At 69.8% G+C, this 26004-nt stretch carries 25 protein-coding genes; 12 read left to right on the forward strand and 13 right to left on the reverse strand.

Going from position 1 to position 26004, the window contains the following annotated elements; all coding sequences use genetic code 11:
* Positions 1–201: 201 nt before the first annotated feature.
* The 5 genes from DEJ48_RS36050 to xylB all read right to left on the reverse strand — a co-directional run bounded on the left by DEJ48_RS36050 (position 202) and on the right by xylB (position 5934).
* Positions 202–1449, reverse strand: a complete 1248-nt coding sequence (locus DEJ48_RS36050) for a GAF domain-containing protein (RefSeq protein WP_150220309.1) — start codon at positions 1447–1449, stop codon at positions 202–204.
* Between the two features lie 76 nt (positions 1450–1525).
* Complete coding sequence (locus tag DEJ48_RS36055; protein WP_150220310.1) at positions 1526–2125, reverse strand: N-acetylmuramoyl-L-alanine amidase; 600 nt, start codon at positions 2123–2125, stop codon at positions 1526–1528.
* Between the two features lie 104 nt (positions 2126–2229).
* A complete protein-coding gene (locus DEJ48_RS36060; protein ID WP_150220311.1) occupies positions 2230–2961 on the reverse strand; it encodes an acetamidase/formamidase family protein in 732 nt (243 codons plus the stop codon).
* Positions 2962–3202: 241 nt separating this feature from the next.
* Positions 3203–4465 carry an ROK family transcriptional regulator gene (locus tag DEJ48_RS36065; RefSeq protein ID WP_150220312.1) on the reverse strand — a complete coding sequence of 421 codons (1263 nt, stop codon included), beginning with the start codon at positions 4463–4465 and terminating at the stop codon, positions 3203–3205.
* 14 nt (positions 4466–4479) lie between these two features.
* Positions 4480–5934 (reverse strand): xylulokinase, encoded by a 1455-nt coding sequence (gene xylB / locus DEJ48_RS36070; RefSeq protein WP_150220313.1) that lies wholly within the window; start codon positions 5932–5934, stop codon positions 4480–4482.
* 123 nt (positions 5935–6057) lie between these two features.
* Between xylB and xylA the strand changes: the two genes are divergently transcribed.
* Together xylA and DEJ48_RS40570 are read left to right on the forward strand one after the other, a co-directional pair.
* Entirely contained in the window at positions 6058–7224 is a 1167-nt protein-coding gene (xylA, locus tag DEJ48_RS36075) for a xylose isomerase (protein ID WP_150220314.1), read from the forward strand.
* A 304-nt stretch (positions 7225–7528) separates the two neighbouring features.
* Positions 7529–8110, forward strand: a complete 582-nt coding sequence (locus DEJ48_RS40570; RefSeq protein WP_223832323.1) for a hypothetical protein — start codon at positions 7529–7531, stop codon at positions 8108–8110.
* Between the two features lie 5 nt (positions 8111–8115).
* Here the strand turns inward: DEJ48_RS40570 and DEJ48_RS36085 are convergent, their stop codons facing one another.
* From DEJ48_RS36085 to DEJ48_RS36095, 3 genes are all read right to left on the reverse strand, one after another.
* Positions 8116–9465 (reverse strand): esterase-like activity of phytase family protein, encoded by a 1350-nt coding sequence (locus DEJ48_RS36085; RefSeq protein ID WP_150220315.1) that lies wholly within the window; start codon positions 9463–9465, stop codon positions 8116–8118.
* Between the two features lie 148 nt (positions 9466–9613).
* Entirely contained in the window at positions 9614–10933 is a 1320-nt protein-coding gene (locus tag DEJ48_RS36090; RefSeq protein ID WP_150220316.1) for an SWF or SNF family helicase, read from the reverse strand.
* On the reverse strand, positions 10930–13806 hold the full coding sequence (locus DEJ48_RS36095) for a DEAD/DEAH box helicase (RefSeq protein ID WP_150220317.1): 2877 nt from the start codon (positions 13804–13806) through the stop codon (positions 10930–10932). The genes DEJ48_RS36090 and DEJ48_RS36095 overlap by 4 nt, the downstream gene beginning before the upstream one ends.
* A 248-nt stretch (positions 13807–14054) precedes the next feature.
* Here DEJ48_RS36095 and DEJ48_RS36100 point away from each other — a divergent pair, with 248 nt between their 5' ends.
* Both DEJ48_RS36100 and DEJ48_RS36105 read left to right on the forward strand, forming a co-directional pair.
* On the forward strand, positions 14055–15125 hold the full coding sequence (locus tag DEJ48_RS36100) for a fatty acid desaturase family protein (RefSeq protein ID WP_150220318.1): 1071 nt from the start codon (positions 14055–14057) through the stop codon (positions 15123–15125).
* Between the two features lie 162 nt (positions 15126–15287).
* Positions 15288–15470 (forward strand): hypothetical protein, encoded by a 183-nt coding sequence (locus tag DEJ48_RS36105; protein ID WP_150164367.1) that lies wholly within the window; start codon positions 15288–15290, stop codon positions 15468–15470.
* Positions 15471–15527: 57 nt separating this feature from the next.
* Here the strand turns inward: DEJ48_RS36105 and DEJ48_RS36110 are convergent, their stop codons facing one another.
* The gene (locus DEJ48_RS36110) at positions 15528–16361 is read right to left on the reverse strand and encodes a hypothetical protein (RefSeq protein WP_150220319.1); all 834 of its coding nucleotides are present in this window, start codon (positions 16359–16361) and stop codon (positions 15528–15530) included.
* A 128-nt stretch (positions 16362–16489) separates the two neighbouring features.
* Positions 16490–16795, reverse strand: a complete 306-nt coding sequence (locus DEJ48_RS36115; protein WP_150220320.1) for a hypothetical protein — start codon at positions 16793–16795, stop codon at positions 16490–16492.
* Between the two features lie 101 nt (positions 16796–16896).
* Between DEJ48_RS36115 and DEJ48_RS36120 the strand changes: the two genes are divergently transcribed.
* Positions 16897–17802 (forward strand): oxygenase MpaB family protein, encoded by a 906-nt coding sequence (locus tag DEJ48_RS36120; protein ID WP_150220321.1) that lies wholly within the window; start codon positions 16897–16899, stop codon positions 17800–17802.
* Here the strand turns inward: DEJ48_RS36120 and DEJ48_RS36125 are convergent.
* Positions 17779–18312, reverse strand: coding sequence for a PadR family transcriptional regulator (locus DEJ48_RS36125; protein WP_150220322.1), 534 nt, complete (start codon positions 18310–18312; stop codon positions 17779–17781). The genes DEJ48_RS36120 and DEJ48_RS36125 overlap by 24 nt on opposite strands.
* Before the next feature lie 133 nt (positions 18313–18445).
* Here DEJ48_RS36125 and DEJ48_RS36130 point away from each other — a divergent pair, with 133 nt between their 5' ends.
* Entirely contained in the window at positions 18446–19198 is a 753-nt protein-coding gene (locus DEJ48_RS36130; RefSeq protein ID WP_150221604.1) for an alpha/beta fold hydrolase, read from the forward strand.
* A 36-nt stretch (positions 19199–19234) separates the two neighbouring features.
* Here the strand turns inward: DEJ48_RS36130 and DEJ48_RS36135 are convergent, their stop codons facing one another.
* Positions 19235–19834, reverse strand: coding sequence for a class I SAM-dependent methyltransferase (locus tag DEJ48_RS36135; RefSeq protein WP_150220323.1), 600 nt, complete (start codon positions 19832–19834; stop codon positions 19235–19237).
* A 152-nt stretch (positions 19835–19986) separates the two neighbouring features.
* Between DEJ48_RS36135 and DEJ48_RS36140 the strand changes: the two genes are divergently transcribed.
* Genes DEJ48_RS36140 through DEJ48_RS36160 form a run of 5 tightly spaced genes read left to right on the forward strand, consistent with a single transcriptional unit; the run spans position 19987 to position 24935 of the window.
* Positions 19987–20760 carry an MHYT domain-containing protein gene (locus tag DEJ48_RS36140; RefSeq protein WP_150220324.1) on the forward strand — a complete coding sequence of 258 codons (774 nt, stop codon included), beginning with the start codon at positions 19987–19989 and terminating at the stop codon, positions 20758–20760.
* 56 nt (positions 20761–20816) lie between these two features.
* Positions 20817–23486: a nitrate- and nitrite sensing domain-containing protein gene (locus tag DEJ48_RS36145; protein ID WP_150220325.1), complete on the forward strand. Its 2670-nt coding sequence runs from the start codon at positions 20817–20819 to the stop codon at positions 23484–23486.
* Positions 23483–23917 (forward strand): roadblock/LC7 domain-containing protein, encoded by a 435-nt coding sequence (locus tag DEJ48_RS36150; RefSeq protein ID WP_150220326.1) that lies wholly within the window; start codon positions 23483–23485, stop codon positions 23915–23917. The genes DEJ48_RS36145 and DEJ48_RS36150 overlap by 4 nt, the downstream gene beginning before the upstream one ends.
* Before the next feature lie 18 nt (positions 23918–23935).
* Positions 23936–24349, forward strand: a complete 414-nt coding sequence (locus DEJ48_RS36155) for a DUF742 domain-containing protein (RefSeq protein ID WP_150220327.1) — start codon at positions 23936–23938, stop codon at positions 24347–24349.
* A complete protein-coding gene (locus tag DEJ48_RS36160) occupies positions 24330–24935 on the forward strand; it encodes a GTP-binding protein (RefSeq protein WP_150220328.1) in 606 nt (201 codons plus the stop codon). The genes DEJ48_RS36155 and DEJ48_RS36160 overlap by 20 nt, the downstream gene beginning before the upstream one ends.
* Before the next feature lie 64 nt (positions 24936–24999).
* Here the strand turns inward: DEJ48_RS36160 and DEJ48_RS36165 are convergent, their stop codons facing one another.
* Positions 25000–25428, reverse strand: coding sequence for a PPOX class F420-dependent oxidoreductase (locus DEJ48_RS36165; RefSeq protein ID WP_150220329.1), 429 nt, complete (start codon positions 25426–25428; stop codon positions 25000–25002).
* A 103-nt stretch (positions 25429–25531) separates the two neighbouring features.
* On the opposite strand from DEJ48_RS36165, the gene DEJ48_RS36170 reads away from it, so the two are divergent.
* The gene (locus tag DEJ48_RS36170) at positions 25532–25945 is read left to right on the forward strand and encodes a roadblock/LC7 domain-containing protein (protein WP_150220330.1); all 414 of its coding nucleotides are present in this window, start codon (positions 25532–25534) and stop codon (positions 25943–25945) included.
* The last annotated feature ends 59 nt before the right edge of the window (positions 25946–26004 follow it).

The raw sequence follows: 26004 nt of genomic DNA on the forward strand, positions 1-26004 counted from the left end.
ACGCTTACGACCCCCTACGACCGGGGGGGCCGGGGTGACCGGGGTGACCGTGGGGCCATGTGGCCGGGTGACCGTTGGGCCGGGTGGCGCGCTGGCCGTCTGGCCGGGTGACCGAAGCAGCCGTCTGGCTGCGTCGCCGGGTGACCGAAGTAGCCGTACAGGCGCGTGGCCGCACGAAATTCGCTTCAGTTCCGCGCGTGGCTACGCCAGTTCCGCGTCCAGCTCTCCCAGGCGGGCCAGCACGGGAGCTGTCGGACGCAGCCCCGCCAGCGCCCGCCACACCACGAGGTCCTCCTCGCCCCAGGGAGCGTGTGCCCAGTCCGCGAGCAGGTCCGGATCATTGCGCTCCACGAGCGCCGCCCGCATCTGGCCCGCCAGCCTGCGACGGAGCCGGACGAGAGCGGGGGCCTGGGACTGCGGCAGCAACGGTCCCGCGTACGCTGCCACGGCCGCCGCCACCGCCCCCGCACCCAGGCGACGCTCCACCGCGTCGACATCGCACTCGACGGGCACCACCAACCGGTACGGCCGCGACCGCAGCAACTCCGCCCCCAGCACCCGCCGCAGCCGCGCCATCTCGGCCCGCAACGTCACCTGCGACACCGACTCGTCCTCGTACAACGCGCACAGCAACTCGTCCCCCGACAGCCCCTCCGGGTGTCGAGCCAGCAGCACGACGATCTCGCTGTGCCTACGGCTGAGCCGCACCTTGCGCCCCTCCGTGAACAACAACGCCTCATCCCGCCCGAGCGCGGCCAGCTCCACCTTCTCGTCCGACCGCACCGGCGGTGCGAGCAGCGCCAGTTGCGACTCCCCGGCTCGCGCGACCGCCTGCACGAAGGCGAGACTGTGCGGGTGCGCGAGCCCGTCACCACCGGTGATGTCGACCGCGCCGATCAATCGTCCGGTTCGGGGATCATGCACAGGAGCCGCCGCGCACGTCCACGGCTGTACCCGTCGCATGTAGTGCTCGGTCGCGAAGACCTGCACCGGCCGGCCCACGGCGACCGCAGTCCCCGGCGCGTTCGTCCCCATGGCGGACTCCGCCCACCGCGCGCCCGGCACGAAGTTCATCCGCCCCGCCCGCTGCCGCGTCACCGCATGACCTTCGACCCACAACAGCCTGCCCTGCGCGTCGCACACGGCCAGCAGATGTTCCCCGTCCGCCGCGAAGGTGCCCATCAACTCACGGAACAACGGCATCACTCGCGCCAGCGGATGCTCCGACCGGTACGCACCGAGGTCGCCGTCGCTCAGCTCGACCACCGCGCCGGTGCACTCCGGACTCACCCGCGCCCTGGCCGACCTCCGCCACGAGTCGGCCACCACCGAACGCACCGGACGAGTGATCGTCCCCGCATCGGTGAACCTCTCGTGAGCCCTGCGCACCACCCGCACCCGCTCCGCGGGATCCACGCCGGGCTCCAGGGCCACCCACGGATCTGACAACTCTGCCTCCCAGGACGGCGATGCGGTGTTGCCATCGTCGTCCCGGAGACGGAAGCCGACAAGGACGCGCAGCCGCTCAAGCGAAGTTGACGAGGCGCAGGTAGCGCGACCAGTCCCAGTACGGGCCGGGGTCGGTGTGGTCCGCGCCGGGTACCTCGTGGTGGCCGAGGATGTGTTCGCGATCCTTCGGGATGTCGTACTTCGAGCAGATGGCGGCGGTCAGCGCGGCGGACTGCTCGTACATCGCGTCGGTGAAGTACTGGGGTTTGTCGACCCACCCTTCGTGCTCGATTCCGATGCTGCGCGTGTTGTAGCTCCAGTTCCCGGCATGCCACGCGACGTTGCGCTCACGGACGCACTGGGCGATGTGTCCGTCCTTGGAGCGCACGACGTAGTGGGCCGATACCTTCTTCGCCGGGTTCTGGAAGATGGCGAGCGTGTCCGCGTAAGTCTCCTGCGTGACGTGGACGATCACGTAGTCGATGGGATAGGTGGTGGGGCGGCTGGCCGCCGTGTAGTTGGAGGAACTGGCCGGCACCCATTCGGCCAGGGGATAGTCGACCGCGCGAGCCTGAGCGGTCGCGTGGGTGGCGGGCAGGAGCACCGCGGGCACGGCGGCTGCGACCGCGCCCTGCAGGAGTCGGCGCCGACTGGGGAAGCGTCTCACTCGATCCATGACTGGCCTGCCTCTCGGTGGGGCGAGGGTGGAGGGGGATGTCGGAGCGGGGGCACCGCCCTGGTGAATGGAGCTGAGCTCTATGCGGGGCGCGGGTTCGTGCCCTACGACAACGAGGTCGCTGTCTCGCGCAACCGTGCGTGCAGTCCACGGTGTGTCTCACGCGCGGGCAGCCATTCCTTGCGGATCTTGGCGACGCACGTGTAATTGGTGTCCCAGACATTGGCGAGCGGGGACTCGACGGTCTGCGTCGCGAACTGATACGCATCCAGTTCGTTGAATCCGTAGTCACGCACCAGCCACTGCACCAGGTCGAGTTGGGATATTCGGAACGCGTCCTCCAGCGGGCGCGCCGACCCGGTCGAGGTGATGTGCGTATCGGATTCGATGCGCGGCCAGGGTGTGGAGATTCCCTTGAGAAGCTCGACGATCACCACGGTGTTCATGGCGCATTCGACGGCTGCTCCACAGGCCTCTCCCTCGCCCTGTCGCGCGTGCCTGTCGCCGAGGCTCAGCTGGGCGCCCTCGACGTTCACGCCCAGATAGCAGGTCACCCCGGCGCGCATTTCGGGCGTGTCCATGTTGCCGCCGTGGGCGTCCGGCACGAGAGCCGAGCGCACCTCGAGGTTCGCGGGGGCGACGCCGATCGTGCCGTGCATGGGATCCATGGGGAGTTCGACGGTGAAATCACTGTCCCGGGCACTGAACCGCGCGGTGCGGCGGGCCCGGTCGAGGACCGTGCCGGGGGCCGTGCGCGCCACGGGAGGCACACCGCCGAACGTCCAGGCGTACTCGCCCGGCTCGGGCCGTACTGTCAGGATCTGAGCATCGTTCATCGCTACGCCGCTCCACTCTGGCCGGATGGGCCGTCGGTCCGACCGGGGTGGGCCGCGCGCCTCGCTCGGGTTCCCGATCCGCGAAGCCACCCCACCGCTGACTTGTCGTCACCGCTGCGTGGCCCCGCGTGAATTACGTTACGGCGGCCGCCGGTTGAGGTGGAAGAGCCCGCGTCGGATCTGTGCACAGCCGCGTGATTGTGGATATCCCGGCCACCCGTTCGGGGGAGTGGAAGCCCGCTTAGCGCGTTCCGCCCGCTCTGACGCCGGCCGGATCGTCAAGCACCGCCCGTGCCACCGAGTGCGCAGCCCCCAGCAACGGCCCGTCAGGTCCGATCTCGGACACCCGCACCCCGCAGGTCCGGCCCGCGGTGCGCTCCGACAACTCCTGCTCGAGAGCGGGCAGCAGCCACGGCGCGAGGCGTGACAGCGCACCGCCCAGCACGACGGCCTGCGGATCCAGCAGATTCACCGCGCCGGTGAGGGCGATACCCAAGGCCGCTCCGGCATCGCTGAGCGCTCGCCGCACCCGTTCGTCGCCCGCGGCGGCGCGCTCGGCAAGCACCTCGCTGCGCACCTCACCCGAGTCGCTCAAGCCGCCCGAGTCGCCCATGCCACCCGAGCCACGTACGCCACCCAAGCCCGCAGCACGCAGAACCGCACCCTCACCCGCGTACTGCTCCAGGCACCCGCGTCCTCCACAGGGACAAGCGGGCCCATCGGGCCGGACGGGCACATGGCCCAACTCTCCGGCGAACCCCCGCGCCCCCCGCAGCAGCCGTCCATCGACGACGAGTGCCGCGCCGATGCCGATCTCCGCCGACACGTGGAGGAAGTCCTCGGGCGATTCGTCGCCGAGCCACAGTTCGGCGAGCGCGCCGAAGTTGGCCTCGTTGTCCACCGTCAGCGGCAGACCGCCGGGCAGGAGTCGGCTCAGGTCGATGTCGCGCCAGCCGAGGTTCGGGGCGCGGACGACCGTCGTGGTGTCACGAGCGACCAGTCCCGGCACCGCCACCGCAAGGCCCGCGGGGCCGAGCCCTTGCTGTTGCGCCTCGGCACACACCTGCCGTACGAGAGCGGCCAGTTCCTTCAGCACGGGGGCGGGGGAGCGGTCGCGGTTGGCGGACCGTCGTTCGGCGCGTGCGCGGATGTCCCCCCGAAGATCGACCGCGCACACCGCCAGATGGTCGACCCCCACCTCGGCGCCGATCCCGACGGGCCCCATCGCGCTGACGGCCAGCGCCGACCCCGGGCGTCCCACCCGTCCAGGACGCTCCGGACCCAGCTCGTCCAGTAGACCCGACCGGATCAGTTCGTCCACCAGCGTGGAGACGGCCGCGCGTGTGAGTCCGATGTGGGAGGCCACCGCGGCACGGGACAGCGGGCCGTGCGTGGCCACCGCGTGCATCACCCGGGACAGATTCCGGCGGCGCATCCCTTGCTGGGTGTCGGGAAGCCCCGCGCCGGATGTCCCCCGGCGCCGGTCGTGCAGCGGTGCGGTCATGCCTCGGTCAGTCCTCACTCCCCAGTGGGCGCCCTGTCCAGGAGCGGCGCCGCGTCGGAGAGTACCCCGGAGATCCTGGACAGCGCCGCCTCGTCGCGCTCCATGGGGTCGAGGACGGGCCCCCGAGCCGTCTCCCAGCGCCTCGCGACGGCGCGCGGATCCTCCTCGGTGAGTAGGCCGGCCGCCTGCGCCGCGGCCCCGAGTGCCACCAGCTCCTGGGCTTCCGGGACCTGCACGGGTCGTCCGGAGAGCCGCCGCACCGTGTGCTGCCAGGCCTTGCCGCGCGCCCCGCCTCCGATGAGCAACAGCGGGCTCGACCGGTCGGCGTCGGTGTCCAGGACGAGGTCGAGGGCGCCGAGCAGTGCGTGCACCGCACCGTCGTACGCGGCCTGCAACAGTTGCCCGGGCGTCGTGTCGTGTCGAAGACCGTGCAGCACTCCGGAGGAGCGGGGCAGGTTCGGTGTGCGCTCACCGTCCAGGTAGGGCAGGAGAGTGACCGAACCGCCCGGATCCACCGCCTCACGCTCCAGGTGGAGCAGTTCGGCCACTCGGTCGACGGCCTGGGTGCAGTTGAGGGTGCAGGCCAGCGGCAACCACGCGCCACACGCGTCGGCGAAGCCCGCCACCGTACCGGTCGGGTCGGCGGGACGGCGCTCCGCGACGGCGTACACCGTGCCCGACGTGCCGAGGCTCAGCACCGGTGTCCCGGGGCGAAGACCGAGCCCCAGTGCCGCCGCCGCATTGTCGCCGGTGCCGGGGCCGACCAGTGTGCCCTTGGAGAAGGGCAGTTCACCGCCGCCCCGGACCGTTCCGACGATCTCCCCGGGCCGCGCGACGCGGGGGAGCAGCGCGGGGTCGAGCCCCACCATGTCGAGAATGCCCTCGTCGTACTGCTCAGGACCCGATGCCCACCAGCCCGTTCCGGAGACGTCGCCGCGGTCGGTCGTGCCGAGGCCGGTCAGTCGTTCCGTGAGGTAGTCGTGGGGCAGGCGCACGGCGGCGGTGGCGCGGGCCGAGGCGGGTTCGTGCTCGGTGAGCCAGGCCCACTTGGTCACGGTGAAGGAAGGCCCCGGGACGCTGCCGACCCGGTCGGCCCACACTGTGGGACCGCCCAGACGCTCCACGAGGCCGCGCGCCTGCGGGGCCGATCGCACGTCGTTCCAGAGCAGCGCCGGGCGCACCGGACTGCCGTCCTTGCCCAGGGTGACGAGCCCGTGCTGTTGCCCTCCGACGGATACGGCGGCGGCCTCCCGCGCCGCCTGACCGCACTGCTCCAGGGCTGTGCACAGAGCGTCCCACCACTCCTGAGGGTCGCTCTCGCGATGCTCCCCGGTGCTGACGCGGTGCCGGGCCTGCCCACGCGCGACCACCCGGCCACTGGACGCGTCGACGACAAGGACCTTGGTGGACTGCGTGGAGCTGTCCACCCCGACGACAAGAGGTCCCTGAGCGGTGGGCGCTGACGACATGACGGTCTCCGTTCCTGCGGCTGTCCCCGGGTGCGCTCCGGAGTTCACTCCTCGACCTTCCCAGCAGCGCCCTCGGATACTAATTTGTAAAGCGCCATGACGAAATAGGCGAGGGAGCCGCACATGAACTATCAGCCCACCCCTGAGGACAAGTTCAGCTTCGGTCTGTGGACGGTCGGCTGGCAGGGCAGAGACCCGTTCGGAGACGCCACCCGAGCCGCGCTCGACCCGGCCGACTCAGTGCGGCACCTCGCCGAACTGGGTGCCTACGGAGTGACCTTCCACGACGACGACCTGATCCCCTTCGGGTCCTCCGACGCGGAACGGGAGGGGCACGTCAAGCGGTTCCGGCAGGCGCTGGACGCCACGGGCCTCGTCGTCCCGATGGCCACCACGAACCTCTTCACCCACCCCGTCTTCAAGGACGGCGGATTCACCGCGAACGACCGCGACGTGCGGCGGTACGCGCTGAGGAAGACGATGCGCAACGTCGACCTCGCGGTGGAGCTGGGTGCCCGCACCTATGTGGCGTGGGGCGGCAGGGAGGGCGCGGAGTCGGGCGCGGCGAAGGATGTGACTGTTGCGCTCGACCGCATGAAGGAGGCCTTCGACCTGCTCGGCGAGTACGTGACCACGCAGGGCTACGACCTGCGTTTCGCCATCGAGCCGAAGCCCAACGAGCCGCGTGGCGACATCCTTCTGCCCACCGTCGGCCACGCCCTCGCCTTCATCGAGCGCCTGGAGCGTCCGGAACTGTTTGGCGTCAACCCTGAGGTGGGGCACGAACAGATGGCGGGCCTCAACTTCCCGCACTCCATCGCTCAGGCGTTGTGGTCGGGCAAGCTCTTCCACATCGACCTCAACGGCCAGACCGGTATCAAGTACGACCAGGACCTGCGGTTCGGCGCCGGTGATCTGCGCAGCGCCTTTTGGCTGGTGGACCTCCTGGAGAGGGGTGGGTACGAGGGCCCAAGGCACTTCGACTTCAAGCCGCCGCGCACGGAGGACTTCGAGGGAGTGTGGGCCTCGGCCGCGGGCTGCATGCGGAACTATCTGATCCTGCGTGAGCGTGCGGCCGCGTTCCGGGCGGACCCCGAGGTGCGTGAGGCGCTGCGTGCCGCCCGCCTGGACGAGTTGGCCGTGCCCACGGCCGAGGACGGCCTCACCGGCCTGCTCGCCGACAGGAGCGCCTACGAGACGTTCGACGTGGAGGAGGCCGCGAAGCGCGGGATGGCCTTCGAGCGGCTCGACCAGCTGGCCATGGACCACCTGTTGGCGGCTCGGGGCTGATCCCGCCCCCGCGTTCGAGCGACCCCGCGCAAGGGGCTCGCCATATGACCGGTACGAGGCGACTCTGGTGGGTATGGCCATGCCGCCCGTACCGCCGCAGCCGCCCCCGCCGCCCAGTGGTCCGCCGCCCGGTGGGGGAGGGTTCGGTCCCCCGCCGGGCGGCGGTTTCGGGCCGCCCCCAGGAGCGCCGCCCCCAGGAGCAGGGGGCTGGCCGCCGACCCCGCCTCCCGGCGGTCCGCCGGGGCGGCGGAGCGGCCTGTTCGTCCTGCTCGCGATCATCGTGGCTCTCGGAGCCGTCGCCGCGGTGGTTCTGTTGGTCACCGGCGACGACGGCGACGACAAGAAGGAACCCACCAAGTCCGACAGCAGCACTGCGCGCGAACCCACACCCTCCTTGAGTATCCCGTCCCGGATTCCGAGCGAGTTGCCCACAGGGTTGCCGAGTGACGTCCCCTCGCTACCGACCGACTTCCCCACGCTGCCGACCGATTTCCCGAGTGATCTCGGCTCGGCCGCCCCCTCGCCCGCCGATGACCAGGTCCCGTACTACCTCTTGAAGACAGGCGACTGCTTCAACGTCGACAGTAGCCAACCCGGCCAGGCCGCGAAGAGGTCGTGCAACGAACCCCACGACGCAGAAGTCGTCAAGTTCGCTGAGCTCCAGGGCTCCTACACGACCGACGCAGCCCTCAAGAAGGCGGCGGCCGCCCTCTGCGAACGACCGCTGGCACGCAAGGCCAGCAGCCAGCCGTCCGGAACGGTGCGCGGGACCCTGGTGCAGTACCCGGACGCCACGGGCTACAAGGTGGGCATCGACAACGTCGCGTGCAGCCTGGCGGGGGACAGCGGCCCGGGCAAGCACAAGCTCACCAAGCCACTGTCCTGACCGAGTCAGTACCGCCGGGGGAGCCGTACGTACGTCACTGTGGTCTCGGTGCCGCTGTCCACGAGGCGGCCGTCCTTGTCGAATGCCTCCGGGCCGTCACTCATACCGAAGTCGTTGTCGTTGATGAGGGCCAGAGTGCGCCTGTCGACCCGGGCGACGCCTTCGATCTTGTCCGGCACGCCCTCGACCGTGTTCAGGTCGACCACCAGACGCTTCCTCAGAACGTGTACTCCGTAGGAGGCGGGGTCGTCGAGCTCCTCCAAGGAGGGCCGCGTCGTGCTCCTGTCCCACTTGCTGCCCAGGATGTTCGCGCCACGGTCCAGTGTGACGGCCTGGAGGCGTGCGGCCTTGTCGGTGCGCTCCTGGACGAGGAGCTTGTCGCGTCCTGTGGCGACGACGGAAGAGATCTTCAGTTCGGACGTGTCGTCCTCACCGGGGTCGACGAGGCCCACGGGATCGAACCGGTAGGCGTACTCGGCGGTGACGGCTTGCTTCGCCGGCGAGAAGCGCAGCAGCCGGGCGGTCCGCGACTCCTCACCCGCGCCCTCGTCAGGCAGGGAGAGCGGGCTCTGCACGGCCATCACCAGGTCACCGCCGGGAAGTTGGGCGAGCCCTTCGAAGCCGCGGTTCGTCTTGCGGTGCAGAAGGACGTCGGGCAGCGCCTCGACCACCGGATAGTCGGCGCCGCGCAGCTTCAGCCCGCGCGGCACGTACCGCTTGATGACCTTCCCGCGCGCGGAGACATGGATGAGGGACGGCCCGTACTCGTCGACCAGCCAGAAGGTGCCGTCCGGGGCACGCACGAGCCCTTCCGTGTCCAGTCCGTTCGGGTCGTACGACACCGGGGTCTTCGCGTCGTACGAGTACGGGGCCTCGTCGCGTCCCTCCTGATTCGGCAACCCGGTGACGGGCTTCCCGGAGGAGGTCGTCAGGGGCAGTGCGGAGACGACCTCGACCTTGTCCCCACGGACCCGGATCTTCACGATCGCCGGGTCGAAACCGGGGACCGGGAAGGTGCGGCGCTTCTTGCCGTCGACCTTGATCTGACCGTTGGGTCCTCGGTCGGCCACTGTCCAGAACTCACCCTTGCGGCCCGTCGGGTACAGGTCGCTGCCGATGCCGCCGAGGTCGACGCCGCGGTCGTCCTTCACCGTGCCCGGCAGCAGCTTGTTGCTGAAGGTGCCGAGCGGAATGTCGTCGAGGGTCGCGGCGGCGGTCACGCGCGCCTCACCGTGCCCGCCGGCCGACCGGCCTGTCGCGGTGCCCGTCACCGCGAGGGCAGCGACCACGGCGAGCGGCAGGCCGATGGCTATGGAACGGCGGACACGGCCCTTACGGGCGGTGTGCGGGGACATCGAGGCCTCCTGAGGCACAGGGTTCGTGACAGCGGCCAGACTTCGCCGCCATCACGAACCCGAGGAGGCCTCCGGGTGAACGAAGGGAGACGTGCCGACGGCGCCTCCCGCGCGGGCAGGAGGACCTAGGGCACCCGGGCGGGCCGCGTCACTCGTCTCCGTCGGCGACGGCCAGTGCCGTCGCCGGGTCCTGGGCCGCAGGCCCTGCGGGAGCCCAACGGCCGCTTTCCTTGCGGTAGGGCCACCAGCGCCCGTCGCGCCCGTGGCGCAGCTGTACATCAGCGCCGACCACGGTCCAGCGGTTGTACGCGGCGTGAAGTCGGGGCCGCTCGTCCTCGTCCCAGGCGGCGTCCAGTGCGGCACGCGCGCGTGCCAGCGCCTCGTCCTCCGGCGTCCACGTCTCTTCGAGGACGTGGAGGGCGGCCCGGCCCCCGAGCCTCCAAGCCCGGACGGCAAGATCGAGCCCGTCCCGACCGCGCTCGGAAGCCGCCGCGAGCCGCGTCTCGATCGCGGTCCCGGGCCGCGCCGCGGCCAGGCGGACAGCGTCCTCCTCAGTCGACAAGTCGTCTTCGACAGGAAGGCGATCGTGGCCGGGTGCCAGCGCATCCGCCAGGACGCGGTACGCCTCGACGGCAGCCTGTGCGCCCAGGAACTCGACCGCGGCCACGTCCAGCCCCGCAGCGGGCTCCGCCTCCGTGTCGAGCGTCGGCGGCACGCCGGGCTCCGCGGGCAGCGGAGGCAGGGCGGGCAGCGGCGGAAGGATGGCGCCGTCCGCGTACGCCTCCGCGGCGTCCACGCCCACCGGACCGGCCTCCTGGGCGTCCCCGCGTGCTTCCTGGGCCTCGGCCGTCGAGGCGCTGCGTGCCTGCAACTCGTCGAGAAGCACCCGCTCCCCGCGCCCTCGCATCAGCAGCAGTACGAACGGGTCCTCATCGAGCAGACGTGCCACCTGATAGCAGAGAGCCGCCGTGTGCCCGCAGTGGTCCCACGCCTCGCAGTCGCATTCCGGCTCGAGATCCCCGATGCCCGGCAGGAGTTCGACACCGGCCGCCGCGGAATCCTCCACCAGGTGCGGCGGCATGTCACGGTCCAGGAGCGCGGCGATGTGACCCGCTCTCTCGATGGCCATCTCCAGGAAGCGGTCCCACGCCTCCGGGCTCAACTCCTGCAGCAGCACATCGGAACGGTGCGGTGTACCGTCCCGATCCTTGACCACTGCCGTGATGCGGCCGGGACGCACGGAAACGGCACCCACGGCGCCCGCGCGAGCGAGCCGACGTCCGGCCTTCAACTGCTGCAGGTCCAGGGCGGTGTCCTCAAGAGCCTTCAACCAGGCCTGACCCCACCAGCTCTGGGCGAACCCCCGCCCGTGTGCGGGCGGCAACGCCGCGAACGTACGCTCCTCCGACCCCGCTCCCGCGCGCGTGCCGTCCCCTTCGTCGTACGCCTCATCGTGGATGTCACTCATCGCGTGCCCCCTCGCAGCTCCACAAGATCCGACAGTTCGGCATCGGTCAGCTCGGTGAGAGCGGCCTCGCCGGATCCGAGGACGGCGTCCGCCAACTCCCGCTTGCGCAGCAGCATGTCGGCGATGCGGTCCTCGATCGTCCCCTCCGCGATCAGCCGGTGCACCTGCACCGGCTGCGTCTGCCCGATGCGGTACGCGCGGTCGGTGGCCTGCGCCTCCACGGCGGGGTTCCACCAGCGGTCGTAGTGCACGACGTGCTCGGCACGCGTCAGGTTCAGGCCTGTTCCCGCCGCCTTCAAGGACAGCAGGAAGACAGGCACCTCACCGTCCTGGAAGCGCTGCACCATGGCCTCGCGCTGCGGTACAGGAGTGCCCCCGTGCAGGAACTGCGAGGGAACGCCACGCGCCGAGAGATGCTGCTCGATGAGCCGCGCCATCTGGACGTACTGCGTGAAGACGAGCACGCTTGCCTCTTCCGCGAGGATCGTGTCAAGCAACTCGTCGAGCAGCTCCAGCTTTCCGGAACGGCCCGTGATGCGGGGCTCGTCCTCCTTGAGGTACTGCGCCGGGTGGTTGCAGATCTGCTTGAGCCCGGTGAGGAGCTTGACGATCAGACCCCTGCGCGCGAATCCGTCGGCGCCGGAAATATCCGCGAGTGTTTCCCGCACCACTGCTTCGTAGAGGCCCGCTTGCTCCGCGGTGAGCGAGACGGCGCGGTCGGTCTCCGTCTTCGGCGGCAGCTCGGGAGCGATCCCCGGATCCGACTTGCGACGGCGCAGCAGGAACGGACGCACGAGCTGTCCGAGTCGCTCGGCGGCAGCGGGATCCGAGCCGCCCTCGACGGCCTGGGCGTACCGCGTACGGAAGGTGCCGAGCCGGCCGAGCAGACCGGGGGTCGTCCAGTCGAGGATGGCCCACAGTTCGGAGAGGTTGTTCTCCACAGGTGTGCCGGTGAGCGCCACGCGCGCGCGTGCAGTGATGGTGCGCAACTGTTTGGCTGTGGCCGAGTACGGATTCTTGACGTGCTGTGCCTCATCGGCGACGACCATGCCCCAGGAGGCCTGGCCGAGCCTCTCCGCGTCGAGGCGCATCGTCCCGTAGGTGGTCAGGACGAACTCGCCGGGTGCCAGATCGTCGAGGTTGCGCTGGGAACCGTGGAAACGGCGTACGCGCGTTCCCGGTGCGAACTTCTCGACCTCGCGCTGCCAGTTGCCCATGAGCGACGTCGGACAGATCACCAGGGTGGGTCCGGCGGACTCTTCCTGCGTCTGACGGTGCAGATGCAAGGAGATCAGCGTGATCGTCTTACCGAGGCCCATGTCGTCCGCGAGGCAGGCGCCCAGTCCGAGCGACGTCATGCGTGCCAACCAGTTCAGGCCGCGCAGCTGGTAGTCGCGCAGCTCGGCGGCGAGGGCCGCGGGTTGCCCGACGGGCTCCATGCCTTCCGGGTCGGCGAGCCGCTCGCGCAGGGTGGCGAGCCACCCCGTCGGCGCCACGTCGACTCGCTGCCCTCCGACCTCGGCCGTGCCCGTCAGCGCGGCACCAAGTGCGTCGATCGGGGTGACTTTGTGATCCTGCTGGTCGCGAGCGCGGCGGACTTCAGCCGGATCGACCAGAACCCACTGATCGCGCAGCCGCACGACCGGGCGGTTCGACTCCGCGAGGCGGTCCAGCTCTGCCCGAGTGAGTTGCTGGTCGCCCAGCGCGAAACGCCAGTTGAAGGCGAGGAGTGCGTCGGCCGAGAGGAAGGACGGCGTATCCGAGGAGAGCTTGTGCGGGCCCTTCTGGTCGCTCTCACCGTCGTCAACCGGGCCGATGACGGCGTGTGCGGTGAGATTGCGCGCCAGTTCCCTGGGCCAGTGCACGTCGACGCCCGCAGCCGCCAACATGCGGGCGCCGTCGCTCAGGAGCGCGGTGACGTCCTCGTCGGCCAGCTCGATCGCGTCGGGGACGCCGGCCGACAGGAGAGGGGCCAGCGGCGGCCACGCGCGCGTGGCGCGACGCAACGCGAGCAGGGCGTCCATGCGAGCACGCGGGCCGAAGGACTTGCCCGAGGGGCCGGATCCCGCCCACACCTCCGCGGCGTCCGCGACCAGCGAAGGATCGCTGACACTGTGCAACTGCAGCACGGCCCGGAAAGGCAGTCGAGTACCGTCGTCGGACAGCGTGGCGAGACCAGGAATCTCCACACGCAGAGAGATCCGCACCCCGGCGTCGTGCCCGGCCGCGACGTCCAGTGCCCAGGAGCGCTGCTCCGGCACATGTTGGGGCTCGGCAGCGGCGAATACGGGCCCTCCCGCGGCCAGCGGCGCGGCGGGGGAGCGCGGGAGTGTGTCGGCCACGGCGTCGAGGAACTGACGCAGCACATGCTCCGGGTCGGACAGTCGCAGCGGCACGCTGTCGTCCAGCGGCAGGGCGTGGGCGGCGGGCGGCATTGCGGCGGCCAGCTCGCGCAGCCGTTGCAGATCCTCGGCACTCAACGGACCGGCGCGCCACGCGTCGTGATCGCTGGCGGAAAGCCCCGGCAACAGCAGACCTCGAGCCGCCAGTTGAAGGGCCAGCACTCCCGCTGTACCCCAGAAAGCGCCTGTCGGATGTGTCTCCGCAGCGGCACGCGCGCGCGTGAGGACGGGCAGCGCGGCGCGGACGGGAACCAGTGTCGCGGACACGGCCGCGAGCTCGACGCCCTCCTCCCCCGGTACGACGAGGGTCAGCTCTTCGTGGGCACCGGCAGAGGTATGGGGCGGCTCGGTGCCGTCGGCGTGCCAGAACGCCACGCGTCCGTCGCGGGGCGGGTCGGCAGGCACGAAGAGAACGGAACAGCGTGATAGTTCGGAGATCTCGGAGGGGGACACGACAGGGAGCCTGTGCACAGCGATGGCGCATTCCTCAAATTTGACTACTGAGACCGGAGCGGCCGAGAGTACAGCACATGGAAGCCTTCGCGAAGCCCACGGCTCAGTGATCCATGACACTTTCCCTTCGGAGGGTGTAGCCAGCCCCCCTGGCAGGCGGTGCTGGCCCCCGGTTGGACACGGGTGGTGCCGCCATGGTTGCCCCAGGTCACTGATCCGTACGTTCTATGAGGTCAGCCCGTTGTCATGAAGACCGGAGACCCACCATGTCCCAGGCCGCCGCAGTAGCGGAACGCTCCCCATCCGGCACACGCTCCCCATCCGGCACAGGCGGGCGGAGCGCCGGAAGTGATTTTGCACCTCTTCTGCGCACGGTCAAGGACCGAGGCCTCCTCAACCGACGCACCGGCTGGTATGCGCGAACCATCGCGGTGAATGCCGTCGGCCTGATCGCCGTGGGCGTCGGCATGTTCCTTCTCGGGACCTCATGGTGGGTGCTCCTGCTCGCGCCGATGCTGTCCATCCTGTGCGCCCGGACAGCGTTCATCGGCCATGACGCGGGCCATTCACAGATATCGGCCGACCGTGCCGTGAGCCGTGCCATCGGTCTCGTGCACGGCAATCTCCTGCTCGGAATGAGCTCGGCGTGGTGGACCGACAAGCACAACCGCCACCACGCCAACCCCAATCACATCGACAAGGACCCCGACGTCGCCGCGAACGTCCTCGTGTGGACCAGTCGGCAGGCCAAGGTCCGCGTCGGATTCCGGCGATGGCTGACCCGTAACCAGTCCTGGCTGTTCTTTCCGCTGACGCTCCTCCAGGGCGTCGCCATGAAGATCTACGGCTTCCAGGACCTGCGGCGCCAGGCTCCGCGTGAACGCGTCGTCGAAGGCCTGCTGCTGGTGGCGCACCTCGTCGGTTACGTGACGTTGCTGCTCACTGCCATGCCCCTCGGTCACGCCTTCGCCTTCGCCGCGGTCCACCAGGCACTGTTCGGTCTGCATCTCGGACTGGCCTTCGCGCCCAACCACAAGGGCATGGAGATGCCGGACCCGAACGGCGAGCGCTGGGGACATCTGCGTCGCCAGGTGCTCACCTCGCGGAACATCCGCGGTGGCCCGGTGACCGACTGGTTCCTCGGCGGACTCAACTACCAGATCGAGCACCACCTGTTCCCGAGCATGCCCCGGCCCCACCTGCGCCTCGCCCAGCCTGTCGTCCGCGCCCACTGTGCCGCCGTGGGCATGTCCTACACGGAGGCCGGCTTTGTCGACTCCTACCGGCAGGTCCTGCGGCACATGTACGAAGTCGGCGAGCCGCTCCGCGTCGAGTAGGCCGGGAAGCCGGTCGAGCAGGCAGGGAGCCAGGACGAGCAGCGGGCAACCAGTAGGGGGCACGACTCAGGGGTCTCTCAGGGTCGCGGCCAGGAACTGTGAGGGAGCGGCTGCCGTTTTCCAAGACAGACAGCGGCACACGCCGCGAAGGAGGCGACGCACATGTCGAAGAAGGCGAAGATCGCCGCAGGTGGTGTGGCGGCCGGGATCATTCTGCTGATCTGGCTGCCGTGGTGGGCAGCGCTCCTGATCGTGCTCGGAGTCCCCGCGGCGGCCTATCTCACGCTCGACTCGGGCCAGCGGCGCCGACTGCGCCGCGTCACTCGCAAGGAGATAGGCCACTGAGACCGCTCGTCCCGGACGGTCCGGCAGGCGAAGGCCACGGATGAGCCGGCAGGCGACTCAGGACGGACGCACCGCCATCTTGTCGAGGGCCTCCAGGAGCGCGGGAAGCTCGGGGCCACGGCCCACGGGGAGTACCTCCCCCGGCTCTTCGTCGAGGAGCACGAAGGCGATGTCGTCGGTCCTGGCGACCAAGGACCAGCCCGGACCGTCGGCCCGCAGAGTGCGCGCGTCACCCGAGGCGAAGGCCGACCGCACCCGTCCGAGGGGTGGCGGCGTGTCCACGTAGGCACGGGCTTCCGCCAGGATGCGCCTGACACCGGTCAGAGGCGCCGCCTCGGCACCCGCCGGAGTGTCCTTCTTCTCGGCCTCCCCGGCCCCCTCCGTATCGAAGTCACTGTCGTCGATCTGTGCCCGCCAGGCCGCCCACTGCAGCGCTATCTCGTCCGCACCCAGTCGCCGCTGTGCGGGGCCCCACTCTCCGGCCAACGGTGGCGCCAGCGGGGGTCGGCCCGACTCGGGGTCCGGTTCGGGGTCGTGCGGGGCAGGTACTCCGGGAGCGGCCACCGCGACAGCGAGCGGCCATCCGGGCAGTGCGGTGACCACGGTGCGTTCGTCAGGGGAGAGGTCGTATTCCATGCCGCAGTCCCACGAGGCGATCGCCACGGCCACGAGCGAGACATCGTCGACGACGACCGTCCAGCGCGCTCCCGCCGCGTCCTGGCCCAGCACCAGACCATAGCCATCGGCCAGCGGCGGCAGATCCAACGCCCCGCAGGCCTCCGGATAGTCGTCGCCCAGCACGCTGGGGAACTTCGCGGGCGTCAGGAGCACTGCCGTCAGTACGTACAGCGCGTCGTCGTCGGCGGCGACAGCGTCGTCCGTCCCGGCCATGCCAGCCTCCCCATCGCTTCATCCGTCGGCGCACCCTAACCACTGGCCCCGGAAATCGTCGAGAGGTGGATGACCAGGAAAATCACCGGCCCATCGCCTTATTGGGGACGAGATCGGCGGGGAGCCCCTCAAGCGGCGGGCAGCCCCAGGAGCAATCGGGCCACGTCTCGAGGTGACTCATCGCGTTCGCGCGCCAGAGCTATGACCGCGCGGCACGCGAGTTCGTTGACACCGAAGGACAGCGCCTCCGGAGAGACCCATCCTGTCGCTTCGTCCATCCTGGTCTGATCGTCCTCCGCGCATGCGGCGACATAGACGGCGGCCGCCTCGAAGAGGTTGTGCGGGCGTTCGTGCTTGCCGCTGCCGCGCGCAGAGCCCTTCTCGGGCTGTGGTGGCTTGTCGGCGCGCCAGAACTTACGGAGTGCGTCAAACATGCGGTCTACCTTCCCCCGGTGTGCGGCACCACCGTTGTTCCCTGCATCTGCCCTACGCCAACGTAGAGTTGCTGATCCGGTGACAGAAGGGGGACCGCGCGGTGAAGCGTTTCGAGCGACTTGAGCAGATCAGGCTCCTGGATCCGGAGCGGGATTACCTCGAGATCTACCGTCTCACCACGACGTTCGAGTTTCCGTGGGACTACACGCGCGCTCTCGAACTCGCCCTCTATCGCACGTATGCGGTGCCCAGTATCGGGCGACTGCTCGCGCAGACGGCAGAGCTGACGGGGCGTACGCAGAAGAGGTACGACGACACGGCCCTCCTGCTCGACACCGTCGTGGAGCACGGATTCACCGGCGACGAGGGCCGCATCGCCATCCGTCGCATCAACCAGATGCACCGTAGCTACGACATCAGCAACGACGACATGCGATACGTGCTGTGCACGTTCGTGGTGGTGCCGAAGAGGTGGATCGACGCCTACGGCTGGCGCAGGCTCTCGCGTCACGAGATGGCCGCCGCCGCCATGTACTACCGCACCCTCGGCCAGCACATGGGCATCAAGGAGATTCCGGACTCCTACGAAGAGTTCGAGAACTTCCTCGACGCGTACGAAGAGGCGAACTTCGGCTGGGACCAAGGGGCCCGCAGCGTCTCCGACGCGACTCTGGACCTGATGGCGTCGTGGTATCCGAGCCCCCTGGCGCCCGTGCTGCGCAAGGCGACCATCGCGCTACTGGATGAGCCCTTGCTGCGGGCCTTCCGTTACGAGGATCCGGACGCGCTCACCCGCTCGCTGGTTCGTGGCGCAGTACGGCTGCGGGGGCGGGTCGTGCGCCTCATGCCGCCGCGCAGGCTGCCGCATTACGCGCGTCAGAACCGGGAGATCAAGGGGTACCCCGACGGGTACGAGGTTGCCGAACTCGGCTCGTTCCCCGTGCCGGGTGTTCGCGGCTGCCCGGTGCCGCACAAGGGCACGTCAGCGAGTACTTCCGTCGAGTGATGCCAAGGTGTCGCGCAGCCAGGCCAGTTCGGCACGGCTCGTCGCTCGGGCGATCGTGAGGATCCCGCGCCGGAAGGGGTCCTCGAGCTCCTCGGCGCGCAGCGGCCGTTCACCGTCATAGAAGAAGCTGGCCGGCTCCTCCAGGAAGGCGAGGCGCTGCCGCAGCACCCCAGCCTGTGCCTCCACGTCGTCGAGGTGGCGCAGGAAGGCGAGAAGTGTGAACCATCGGTTCTCGTCGGTGATGTCCCCCCGCGCCGGCTCGGCGAGTCGCTTCCGCAGTTCCTGCCCGCCGGCCGGAGTGAGGCTGAGGACGTGGCGCGGCGCGGCCACGGCACCCGGCTGAGTCTCCCTGGCCAACAGCCCGGCCTTCTCCAGCCGCTTGATGGCGGGATAGAGGGTGCTTTCCGCCACGGGCCGCACATGCCCGGTCAGCGCGGTGATGCGCTTGCGCAGTTCGTAGCCGTGCAGGGCTGCGTCGTAGAGGAATCCGAGGATGGCCAGTTCGAGCATGACTGCATTCTGCCTCACGCTTACTCGCCCGCTGTACCTCTACTACGCAATACATCGGCACCGATGTATTGTCTCCGGAAAGCCCAGGCAGTGGGCCGAGTGAACGACACGATCAAGGAAACGGGGTGCGGTGGTGAAGGAGGCCCAGTTCGATGCGCAGGGCAGCCGAGTGCGGTGGACCGAGGTGGATGGGGCCGGCCCGGCGCGGATCTACGTCCATGGCCTCGGGGCGGCGTCCACGGTCTATCACGCCCACATAGCGGCACGGCCCGAACTGGCCGGGAGGCGCACTCTGTTCGTGGATCTGCCCGGACACGGCCTCAGTGACCGGCCTGCCGACTTCGGCTATTCCTTGGAAGACCACGCGGACGCAGTGGCCGCCGTCCTTGACGAGGCGCAGGTGACAGGGGCGGAAATCATCGCGCACAGTATGGGCGGCTCCGTGGCCATCGTGCTCGCACACAGGCGCCCCGAGCTCGTGACCAGGCTGGTCCTCACCGAGGCCAACCTCGATCCTCGTCCTCCCGCGACGGCAGGCAGCAGCGGCATCGCTTCGTACACGGAAGACGACTTCATCGCGGGTGGCTACGCCCGCGTGCTGGAGAAGGCCGGCCCCACCTGGGCGGCCACCATGCGCCTCGCGGACCCCGTGGCTCTTCACCGGAGCGCGACCGGACTCGTCGCGGGAACTCACCCGACGATGCGGCGGATGCTCCTGGGGCTGCCGGTCGACCGCGTCTACTTGCAGGGCGACGCGAGCGGAGAGCTTGCTGGGCGCGACGAACTGACGGCGGCAGGGGTGCGCGTGGTCACCGTGCCAGGAGCGGGACACAACGTCATGTTCGACAACGCGGACGCCTTCGCCGCCGCGATCGCCGGGGGATGATCTGACCGGTCTTGTCGCCCGCTGCCCGGGTCGCGATCAGTCCTGGCGCACGGCCAGAGCGAGGAAGCGGGCGTCCTCGTCGACGTACGAGGTCATGAGCCAGCCGGAACCCGCGAGCAGCGGTCCCAGGTTGGCCTCGGCCCGCAGGTCGTCGGGGGTGATCTGCCGCCCCTGACGTGCCGCGAGCGCCGCCCTGCCGATGGGGTGGAAGAGTGCCAGCAGCCCTCCGGGGCGGACGACCCGCCGCAACTCCCGGAGGTTCTCGCCGGGGTCGGGCAGATGTGAGATCAGTCCGGCGCCGAACACGGCGTCGAGTGACTGCGTGCGCACCGGCAGACGTGTCACGTCGGCGAGCAGCAGCTGCCCGGCGAGGTCCCTGCCTGCCCGCGTCGCGGCCTCCAGCATCGCCTGCGTCAAGTCGGCGCCGAGCACGACGCCCGAGGGCCCTACGGCGTCTCTCAGCGCCGGCAGCGCCCGCCCTGTGCCGCAGCCGGCGTCGAGCACGGTGGAGCCGGGGCTCAGGGCGAGTTCGGCAACAGCGGCTCGATAGGCGGGCCCGTCGTCGGGAAAGCGTGTGTCCCAGTCGGCCGCGCGGGCCGTGAAGAACTCTTGGACCTGCGTGTGGTCGTCGCTCATACGACCCATGATCCCGCACAGTGCCGCACGTACGTTGGGCGCACTCGTTCGAGCGTGACGCGATCGTTCAGGGCCGTCTCTCTGTCACATTGCAGCAGCTTTCGAAATGCGCCCCCGTCGTGCGCCTGCCCTCGGACTACCGTCCCGGGGCCATGGGACACCTGGACCACGCCACCTTCGGCTGGCTGACCCCCGTGCTGTCGTACGCGATGGCCAGTATCGGCGCCGCCCTCGGGCTGTGCTGCACCGTCCGCGCCCTGGACGCCACAGGCAGGTCACGGCGGAACTGGCTCATCACCGCCGCCTCCGCCCTCGGGACCGGCATCTGGACGATGCATTTCGTCGCCATGCTCGGCTTCGGCGTCACGGGCACGGAGATCCATTACGACGTGCTCCTCACCTTCGTGAGCCTCCTCGTCGCGATGGCCGTCGTCGGCGCCGGGGTCTTCGCCGTCGGATACGGCCGCGACCGAGGACGCGCCCTCGCGCTGGGCGGACTCACCACAGGGCTCGGCGTCGCGAGCATGCACTACCTCGGCATGGCGGCCCTGAACCTGCACGGTGACGTGCGCTACGACCCGGTCCTGGTAGGGCTCTCCGTGGTCATCGCGGTCGTTGCGGCGACCGCGGCGCTCTGGGCCGGTCTCAACATCAAGTCTCCGCTCGCGGTCGTTGCGGCTTCTCTGGTCATGGGCGGAGCCGTGACCAGCATGCACTACACCGGAATGCTCGCGGTCAGTGTGCGGGTGACCCCTTCGGAGGCCGCCCTGCCCGGAGCCACCACGATGCAGTTCATCTTTCCCGTCGCCGTCGGCCTCGGTTCCTACCTGTTCCTGACCTCTGCCTTCGTCGCACTGTCCCCCACCAAGGGCGAGCGTGAGGCCTCCGTGTCGGCCCAGCGACCCGTTGACGGTGTCGCCTCCTGAGGAGGCATCCGGGGACGGCCGGGACGCCGCACCCCATCCAACCGAGCGAGGAGGCCATGGACACCACCCGAAGCACCTCCGATCCTGCCGCAGGCGCGGCCTCTCATGCCGTGCCTCCTGGACAGCCGACGCGCGGCCGTCGTGCCCACGCGGGCCCGCCGGCCGACGAGCGCCCGGAAGACGAGGACCAGTCCGTAGAGCCCGCGACCTACGGGGCCACCACGCGCGCGGGGTGGTGGCGACTGCGTCCGCGTACCGTCCGGGCCAAGATCGTGTGCCTGCTGATGGTGCCCGTCGTCTCGCTCCTCGCCCTGTGGGGGTACGCGACCGTCACCACCGCGCAGGACGTAGCCCGTCTACGGCAGGTGCAGCGCGCCGACACCGACGTACGCGGTCCGGTCGAGAAGGCCGTCACCGCCCTCCAGGCCGAACGCGTCGCCGCCGTGCGCTACGCGGTCGAGCCCGGAGCCGACCGCAGGGACGAGCTGCGGCGCCGGGCCGCGGTGACCGACCGCGCCGTGGCAGAACTGCGCCTCGGGGGCAAACGGACCGTCGCCGACGGAGCAGGCTTTCCCGAAGGGGTGGGCGACCGCCTGGAGACCTTCGTGACCGGCGCCGAAGGTCTCCGACCGCTGCGGGCCGACGTGTTGGACCGGCGTACCGGCTGGGACGCGACGTACGGCCAGTACACCAGGGCGATCTCCCAGGCCTTCGCGGTGGGAGGTGCCCTCACCGGCATGCCGGACAGCACGCAGGGTTCCCACGCGCGCGTGCTGCTCGAATTCTCCAGGGCGGGGGAGATGCTGGCCCGTGAGGACGCCGTGCTCGCCGCGGCCCGGAGAGCCGGAGCCCTGGAGGGCGAGCGACTCCGGCTGTTCACCGGAGCCGTCGACACCCGCCGCACCTTGACCGAAACAGCGGTCGCGGATCTACGCGGTCCTGAGCGGGCGGCGTGGCGCGGACTTGAGGGAGCCCGGGCCTACGGGGACGTTCGGGCGATCGAGGACAAGGTCCTCGTGGCCGAGCCCGGGCGAAAGGCTCTCGCCGCGGCCCCGTCGACGACGTGGAACGAGGCGTACGCGACCGTGCGGAGCGAACTCCACGCGATCGAGGAAAGGTCGGACCGCAGCGCCGCCGGCCGCTCCGATCCCCTGACACACGGGGTGCTCACCCCGGCGGGTGCCGCGGTCCTGCTCGGACTGGCCGCCGTCGCGGCCTCACTCGTCATCTCCGTACGCATCGGTCGAGAACTCGTGGTCGAGTTGGTGAGCCTCCGCAACGGAGCCCTGGAAATCGCACGACGCAAACTTCCCCAGGCGATGCGGCGGCTGCGCGCAGGCGAAGAGATCGAGACGCGCGCGGAGGCGCCTCAGGGGCCACCTGCGGATGACGAGATCGGTCAAGTCGCCGAAGCGCTCGGCACCGTCCATCGAGCAGCCCTGCGCGCCGCGATCGAGCGCGCGGAGCTCGCAAGCGGCATCTCCGGAGTCTTCGTCAACCTGGCCCGCAGGACGCAGGTGCTCGTCCACCGCCAGCTCAGCCTCCTCGACACCATGGAGCGCAGGGCCGACGACCCCAACGAGCTCAGCGACCTCTTCAGGCTGGACCACCTGACCACCAGGATGAGGCGCCACGCGGAAAGCCTGATCATTCTCTCCGGAGCCGCGCCCGGCCGGGCCTGGCGGAGGCCCGTCTCCCTGACGAACGTCGTGCGCGCTGCCGTCTCCGAGGTCGAGGACTACGCGCGCGTGGAGGTGCGACAACTTCCCGCAACCTCGATCCTGGGCACCGCGGTGGCCGACCTCACCCACCTCCTTGCCGAGCTCGTCGAGAACGCCGCACAGTTCTCGCCCCCGCACACCAAGGTGCGCGTCAGCGGCGAACCGGTGGGCAACGGCTATGCCCTGGAGATCGAGGACCGCGGACTGGGCATGGGCAAGGAGACTCTCGAGGAAGCCAATCGTCGTATCCAGCATTCCGAGGCGCTCGACCTCTTCGACAGCGACCAACTCGGCCTCTTCGTGGTCAGCAGGCTCGCGGCACACCACGACATCAAAGTGCACCTGCGCACCTCCCCCTACGGAGGCACCACGGCGGTCGTCCTGCTGCCGACCGCTCTCCTGCACAGCGGTACACCGGAAAGCCGACAACCTCGCTCGGAGGCCCAGCGGATGGCGCGTGGGACTGGTGCCGCGGCTGATCTTGACGCCAGGGCTGATCTCTACAAGGAGCACGCGCGCGTGCACGAACCAACGGGCCAGGACATGAACGTCGACTCCGTCCCACCCCCCGCCACCCGACCCGCTCTGGCTGCCGCGGTCGAGGCTTCGTCGCCACCCGGCGTCACCACGCTGCGGCTGCACCACGGCCGGGACACCCGCGAGGCGCCGGGCACGAGGACCACGCCCATGGAGACGGACGCCCTCGACATCGCCGGACCCGACGCGGAGGAGGCCGCACAGGACGCGTCGAGTGAACTGCCGCGCCGCGTACGGCAGGCGAGCCTCGCCCCTCAACTGCGCGAACGCCATCCCGCTAGCGGCGGACGCGAGGCAGAGGGCGTCGGGAGCGACGAGCGGAGTCCCGAAGAGGTGCGCGACCGCATGACCGCCTACCGCGACGGCTGGGCACGTGGTGGCGGGCGGCCTCCTGGCACCGGCGGCTCGGCACCCACGCCCTTGGGGTCCGTCCCGGGCAGCGACCGCATCGAAGGAGATCCCGCATGATCCAGGACCGGAGCTTCCCCACCGGGCGAACCGGAGAACTCGACTGGTTGCTTGACGACTTGGTCCTTCGCGTCAGCGAGGTGCGGCACGCGGTGGTGCTGTCCAACGACGGACTCCCGGTTGGCGCGTCGACCGCCCTCACGCGCGAGGACGCCGAGCACCTCGCTGCTGTCGCCTCGGGCTTCCACAGTCTCGCCAAGGGAGCGGGCCGACACTTCGGTGCGGGCGGCGTACGTCAGACCATGGTCGAGATGGACGACGCGTTCCTGTTCGTGGCCGCCGCAGGCGACGGCTCCTGTCTCGCCGTACTCACCGCGGTGACGGCGGACATCGGCCTGGTGGCATACGAGATGGCGCGCATGGTCAAACGAGTGGGAGAGCATCTCTACACTCCGGCGCGCTTCGCCGAGCAGCCACCGGCCGCCGGATGACCGGGGGCGGTGGTACCGATGACCGAGGACATGAGCGGCACCCCGGAGCAGCCGGGTAGCCAGTGGTACGACAACGAAGCGGGTCCCCTCGTCCGGCCCTACGCGATGACGGGCGGACGGACCAAACCGGGACCGCGTGGAGTCCGCTTCGATCTGATCGCCTTGGTGACGCTGGACGACGGCGCGCCCGGAACCGGGGACAGCACGGCACTCGGACCAGAACACCGGGCACTCATCGAGCTGTGCCGCGCGGAGACGCAGTCCGTCGCCGAGCTCGCAGCCGGCGCCGATCTGCCCGTCGGCGTGGTCAGGGTGCTCCTGGGCGACCTGCTGGAGATGGGCTGCGTGAAAGTCAGCCGTCCCGTGCCACCCGCACAGCTTCCCGACGAAAAGATCCTCCGAGAGGTGATCGATGGGCTCCGAGCGCTCTGACGCCATGGGTACCGAGACGACGGCCATGGCGCTGAAGATTCTGGTCGCGGGCGGTTTCGGGGTGGGCAAGACCACCCTGGTGGGTGCTGTCAGTGAGATCCGCCCGCTGCGCACCGAGGAACTGCTGAGTGAGGTGGGCCAGTCGGTGGACGACACCGAAGGGATCGACCGCAAGACCACGACGACTGTGGCCATGGACTTCGGCCGCATCACCATCCGATCCGGCCTGTCGCTGTACCTGTTCGGCACTCCGGGCCAGGACCGCTTCTGGTTTTTGTGGGACGAGTTGTCGCAGGGCGCCCTCGGTGCCGTGGTCCTCGCGGACACCCGACGGCTCGAGGACTGCTTCCCCGCCGTGGACTACTTCGAGCACCGTCGCATCCCGTTCGTCGTGGCAGTCAACTGCTTCGCGCAGACGCGTACGTACGGCGCGCACGAAGTGTCACGGGCCTTGGACCTCGACCGTGGAACGCCGGTGGTGCTGTGCGATGCCCGGGACCGCGACTCGGGAAAGGAGGTGCTGATACGTCTGGTCGAGTACGCCGGGCGGGTGCATACCGCCCGGCTGCTCGACTCCGTCGGATGAGCCTCGGACGGACCGGCGGTAAGCGCGTCAGCCGGACCGCGACGAAACCCGCGAGTCGACTGCGTCAGTCGGAGACAGCGGCGTACGCGAGCACCTTGTTGATGCGCACGCGGACCAGGAGCTCACCCGGAACACCGTTGCGCTCGGCGAACTCCTCGGCGCGGTCCTCGCCCATGTAGCGCGCACCGAGCCGCCCCGCCCAGTGCTTCACCTCGTCGAGATCCTCGCTCAGCTCGGCGCGTCCCTGGAGGACGACGAAAGCGAACGGCGGCTGATCGTCATCGACGCACAGCGCCATCCGTCCGTCCCTCGCGAGGTTGCGTCCCTTGACGGTTTCCCTGCCGGTGTTGAAGACGAGGTCGTCCCCGTCGAGGAGGAACCAGATCGGCGCGACGTGCGGGCTGCCGTCGGCCCGGACGGTCGAGAGTTTGCCGGTGCGTGTGCCGTGCGAGACGAAAGCCCGCCATTGGTCATCGGTCATCTTCTGTGCCATGTCCTCATCATGCTTGCCGGGGCGCCGGTCGTGGGGAAGGCTGGCAGGTCAGATCCTCCAGCCAGGGGGATTCGACGCGGAACGCACACGGGGAGACAGGAACATGGGGCAGAGCATGGGGCTCGGCTGGCTGCTGGACGACCTGACCCAGCGAATGGAGCACGTACGACACGCGTTGGTGCTGTCGAACGACGGCTTGGTGACCGCCGCCAGTTCGGACCTGAAGCGGGAGGACGCGGAACACCTGGCGGCGGTCTCTTCGGGGCTGCACAGCCTCGCCAAGGGGTCGGGCCGCCACTTCCACGCCGGAAACGTCCGTCAGACGATGATCGAGTTCGACGACGCGGTTCTCTTCGTCACCGCCGCCGGCGACGGCAGCTGCCTGTGCGTCCTGAGCTCGGCGGAGGCGGACATCGGCCAGGTCGCCTACGAGATGACGTTGCTCGTGAACCGGGTCGGCGAGCACCTCGGCGTGGACGCACGGCAACCGGAACGCACCCCGGTCGTGGACCTCTGACCTGCACTGACGCTGCCACGTCAAGAGTTATCCACAGGCTCAGCGAGAATCGCGGAGGT

It is taken from the genome of Streptomyces venezuelae (assembly GCF_008642315.1).
GTDB classification, from domain to species: domain Bacteria; phylum Actinomycetota; class Actinomycetes; order Streptomycetales; family Streptomycetaceae; genus Streptomyces; species Streptomyces venezuelae_D.

Coding starts and splice junctions, on each gene's coding strand:
- DEJ48_RS36065 (WP_150220312.1), bottom strand. CDS start 4,465: ATGACCGCACCGCTGCACGACCGGCGCCGGGGGACATCCGGCGCGGGG.
- xylB (WP_150220313.1), bottom strand. CDS start 5,934: ATGTCGTCAGCGCCCACCGCTCAGGGACCTCTTGTCGTCGGGGTGGAC.
- DEJ48_RS36055 (WP_150220310.1), bottom strand. CDS start 2,125: ATGGATCGAGTGAGACGCTTCCCCAGTCGGCGCCGACTCCTGCAGGGC.
- xylA (WP_150220314.1), top strand. CDS start 6,058: ATGAACTATCAGCCCACCCCTGAGGACAAGTTCAGCTTCGGTCTGTGG.
- DEJ48_RS36165 (WP_150220329.1), bottom strand. CDS start 25,428: ATGGCACAGAAGATGACCGATGACCAATGGCGGGCTTTCGTCTCGCAC.
- DEJ48_RS36155 (WP_150220327.1), top strand. CDS start 23,936: ATGACCGAGGACATGAGCGGCACCCCGGAGCAGCCGGGTAGCCAGTGG.
- DEJ48_RS36125 (WP_150220322.1), bottom strand. CDS start 18,312: ATGCTCGAACTGGCCATCCTCGGATTCCTCTACGACGCAGCCCTGCAC.
- DEJ48_RS36170 (WP_150220330.1), top strand. CDS start 25,532: ATGGGGCAGAGCATGGGGCTCGGCTGGCTGCTGGACGACCTGACCCAG.
- DEJ48_RS36090 (WP_150220316.1), bottom strand. CDS start 10,933: ATGAGTGACATCCACGATGAGGCGTACGACGAAGGGGACGGCACGCGC.
- DEJ48_RS36145 (WP_150220325.1), top strand. CDS start 20,817: ATGGACACCACCCGAAGCACCTCCGATCCTGCCGCAGGCGCGGCCTCT.
- DEJ48_RS36105 (WP_150164367.1), top strand. CDS start 15,288: ATGTCGAAGAAGGCGAAGATCGCCGCAGGTGGTGTGGCGGCCGGGATC.
- DEJ48_RS36110 (WP_150220319.1), bottom strand. CDS start 16,361: ATGGCCGGGACGGACGACGCTGTCGCCGCCGACGACGACGCGCTGTAC.
- DEJ48_RS36135 (WP_150220323.1), bottom strand. CDS start 19,834: ATGAGCGACGACCACACGCAGGTCCAAGAGTTCTTCACGGCCCGCGCG.
- DEJ48_RS36150 (WP_150220326.1), top strand. CDS start 23,483: ATGATCCAGGACCGGAGCTTCCCCACCGGGCGAACCGGAGAACTCGAC.
- DEJ48_RS36100 (WP_150220318.1), top strand. CDS start 14,055: ATGTCCCAGGCCGCCGCAGTAGCGGAACGCTCCCCATCCGGCACACGC.
- DEJ48_RS36060 (WP_150220311.1), bottom strand. CDS start 2,961: ATGAACGATGCTCAGATCCTGACAGTACGGCCCGAGCCGGGCGAGTAC.
- DEJ48_RS36085 (WP_150220315.1), bottom strand. CDS start 9,465: ATGTCCCCGCACACCGCCCGTAAGGGCCGTGTCCGCCGTTCCATAGCC.
- DEJ48_RS36140 (WP_150220324.1), top strand. CDS start 19,987: ATGGGACACCTGGACCACGCCACCTTCGGCTGGCTGACCCCCGTGCTG.
- DEJ48_RS36160 (WP_150220328.1), top strand. CDS start 24,330: ATGGGCTCCGAGCGCTCTGACGCCATGGGTACCGAGACGACGGCCATG.
- DEJ48_RS36115 (WP_150220320.1), bottom strand. CDS start 16,795: ATGTTTGACGCACTCCGTAAGTTCTGGCGCGCCGACAAGCCACCACAG.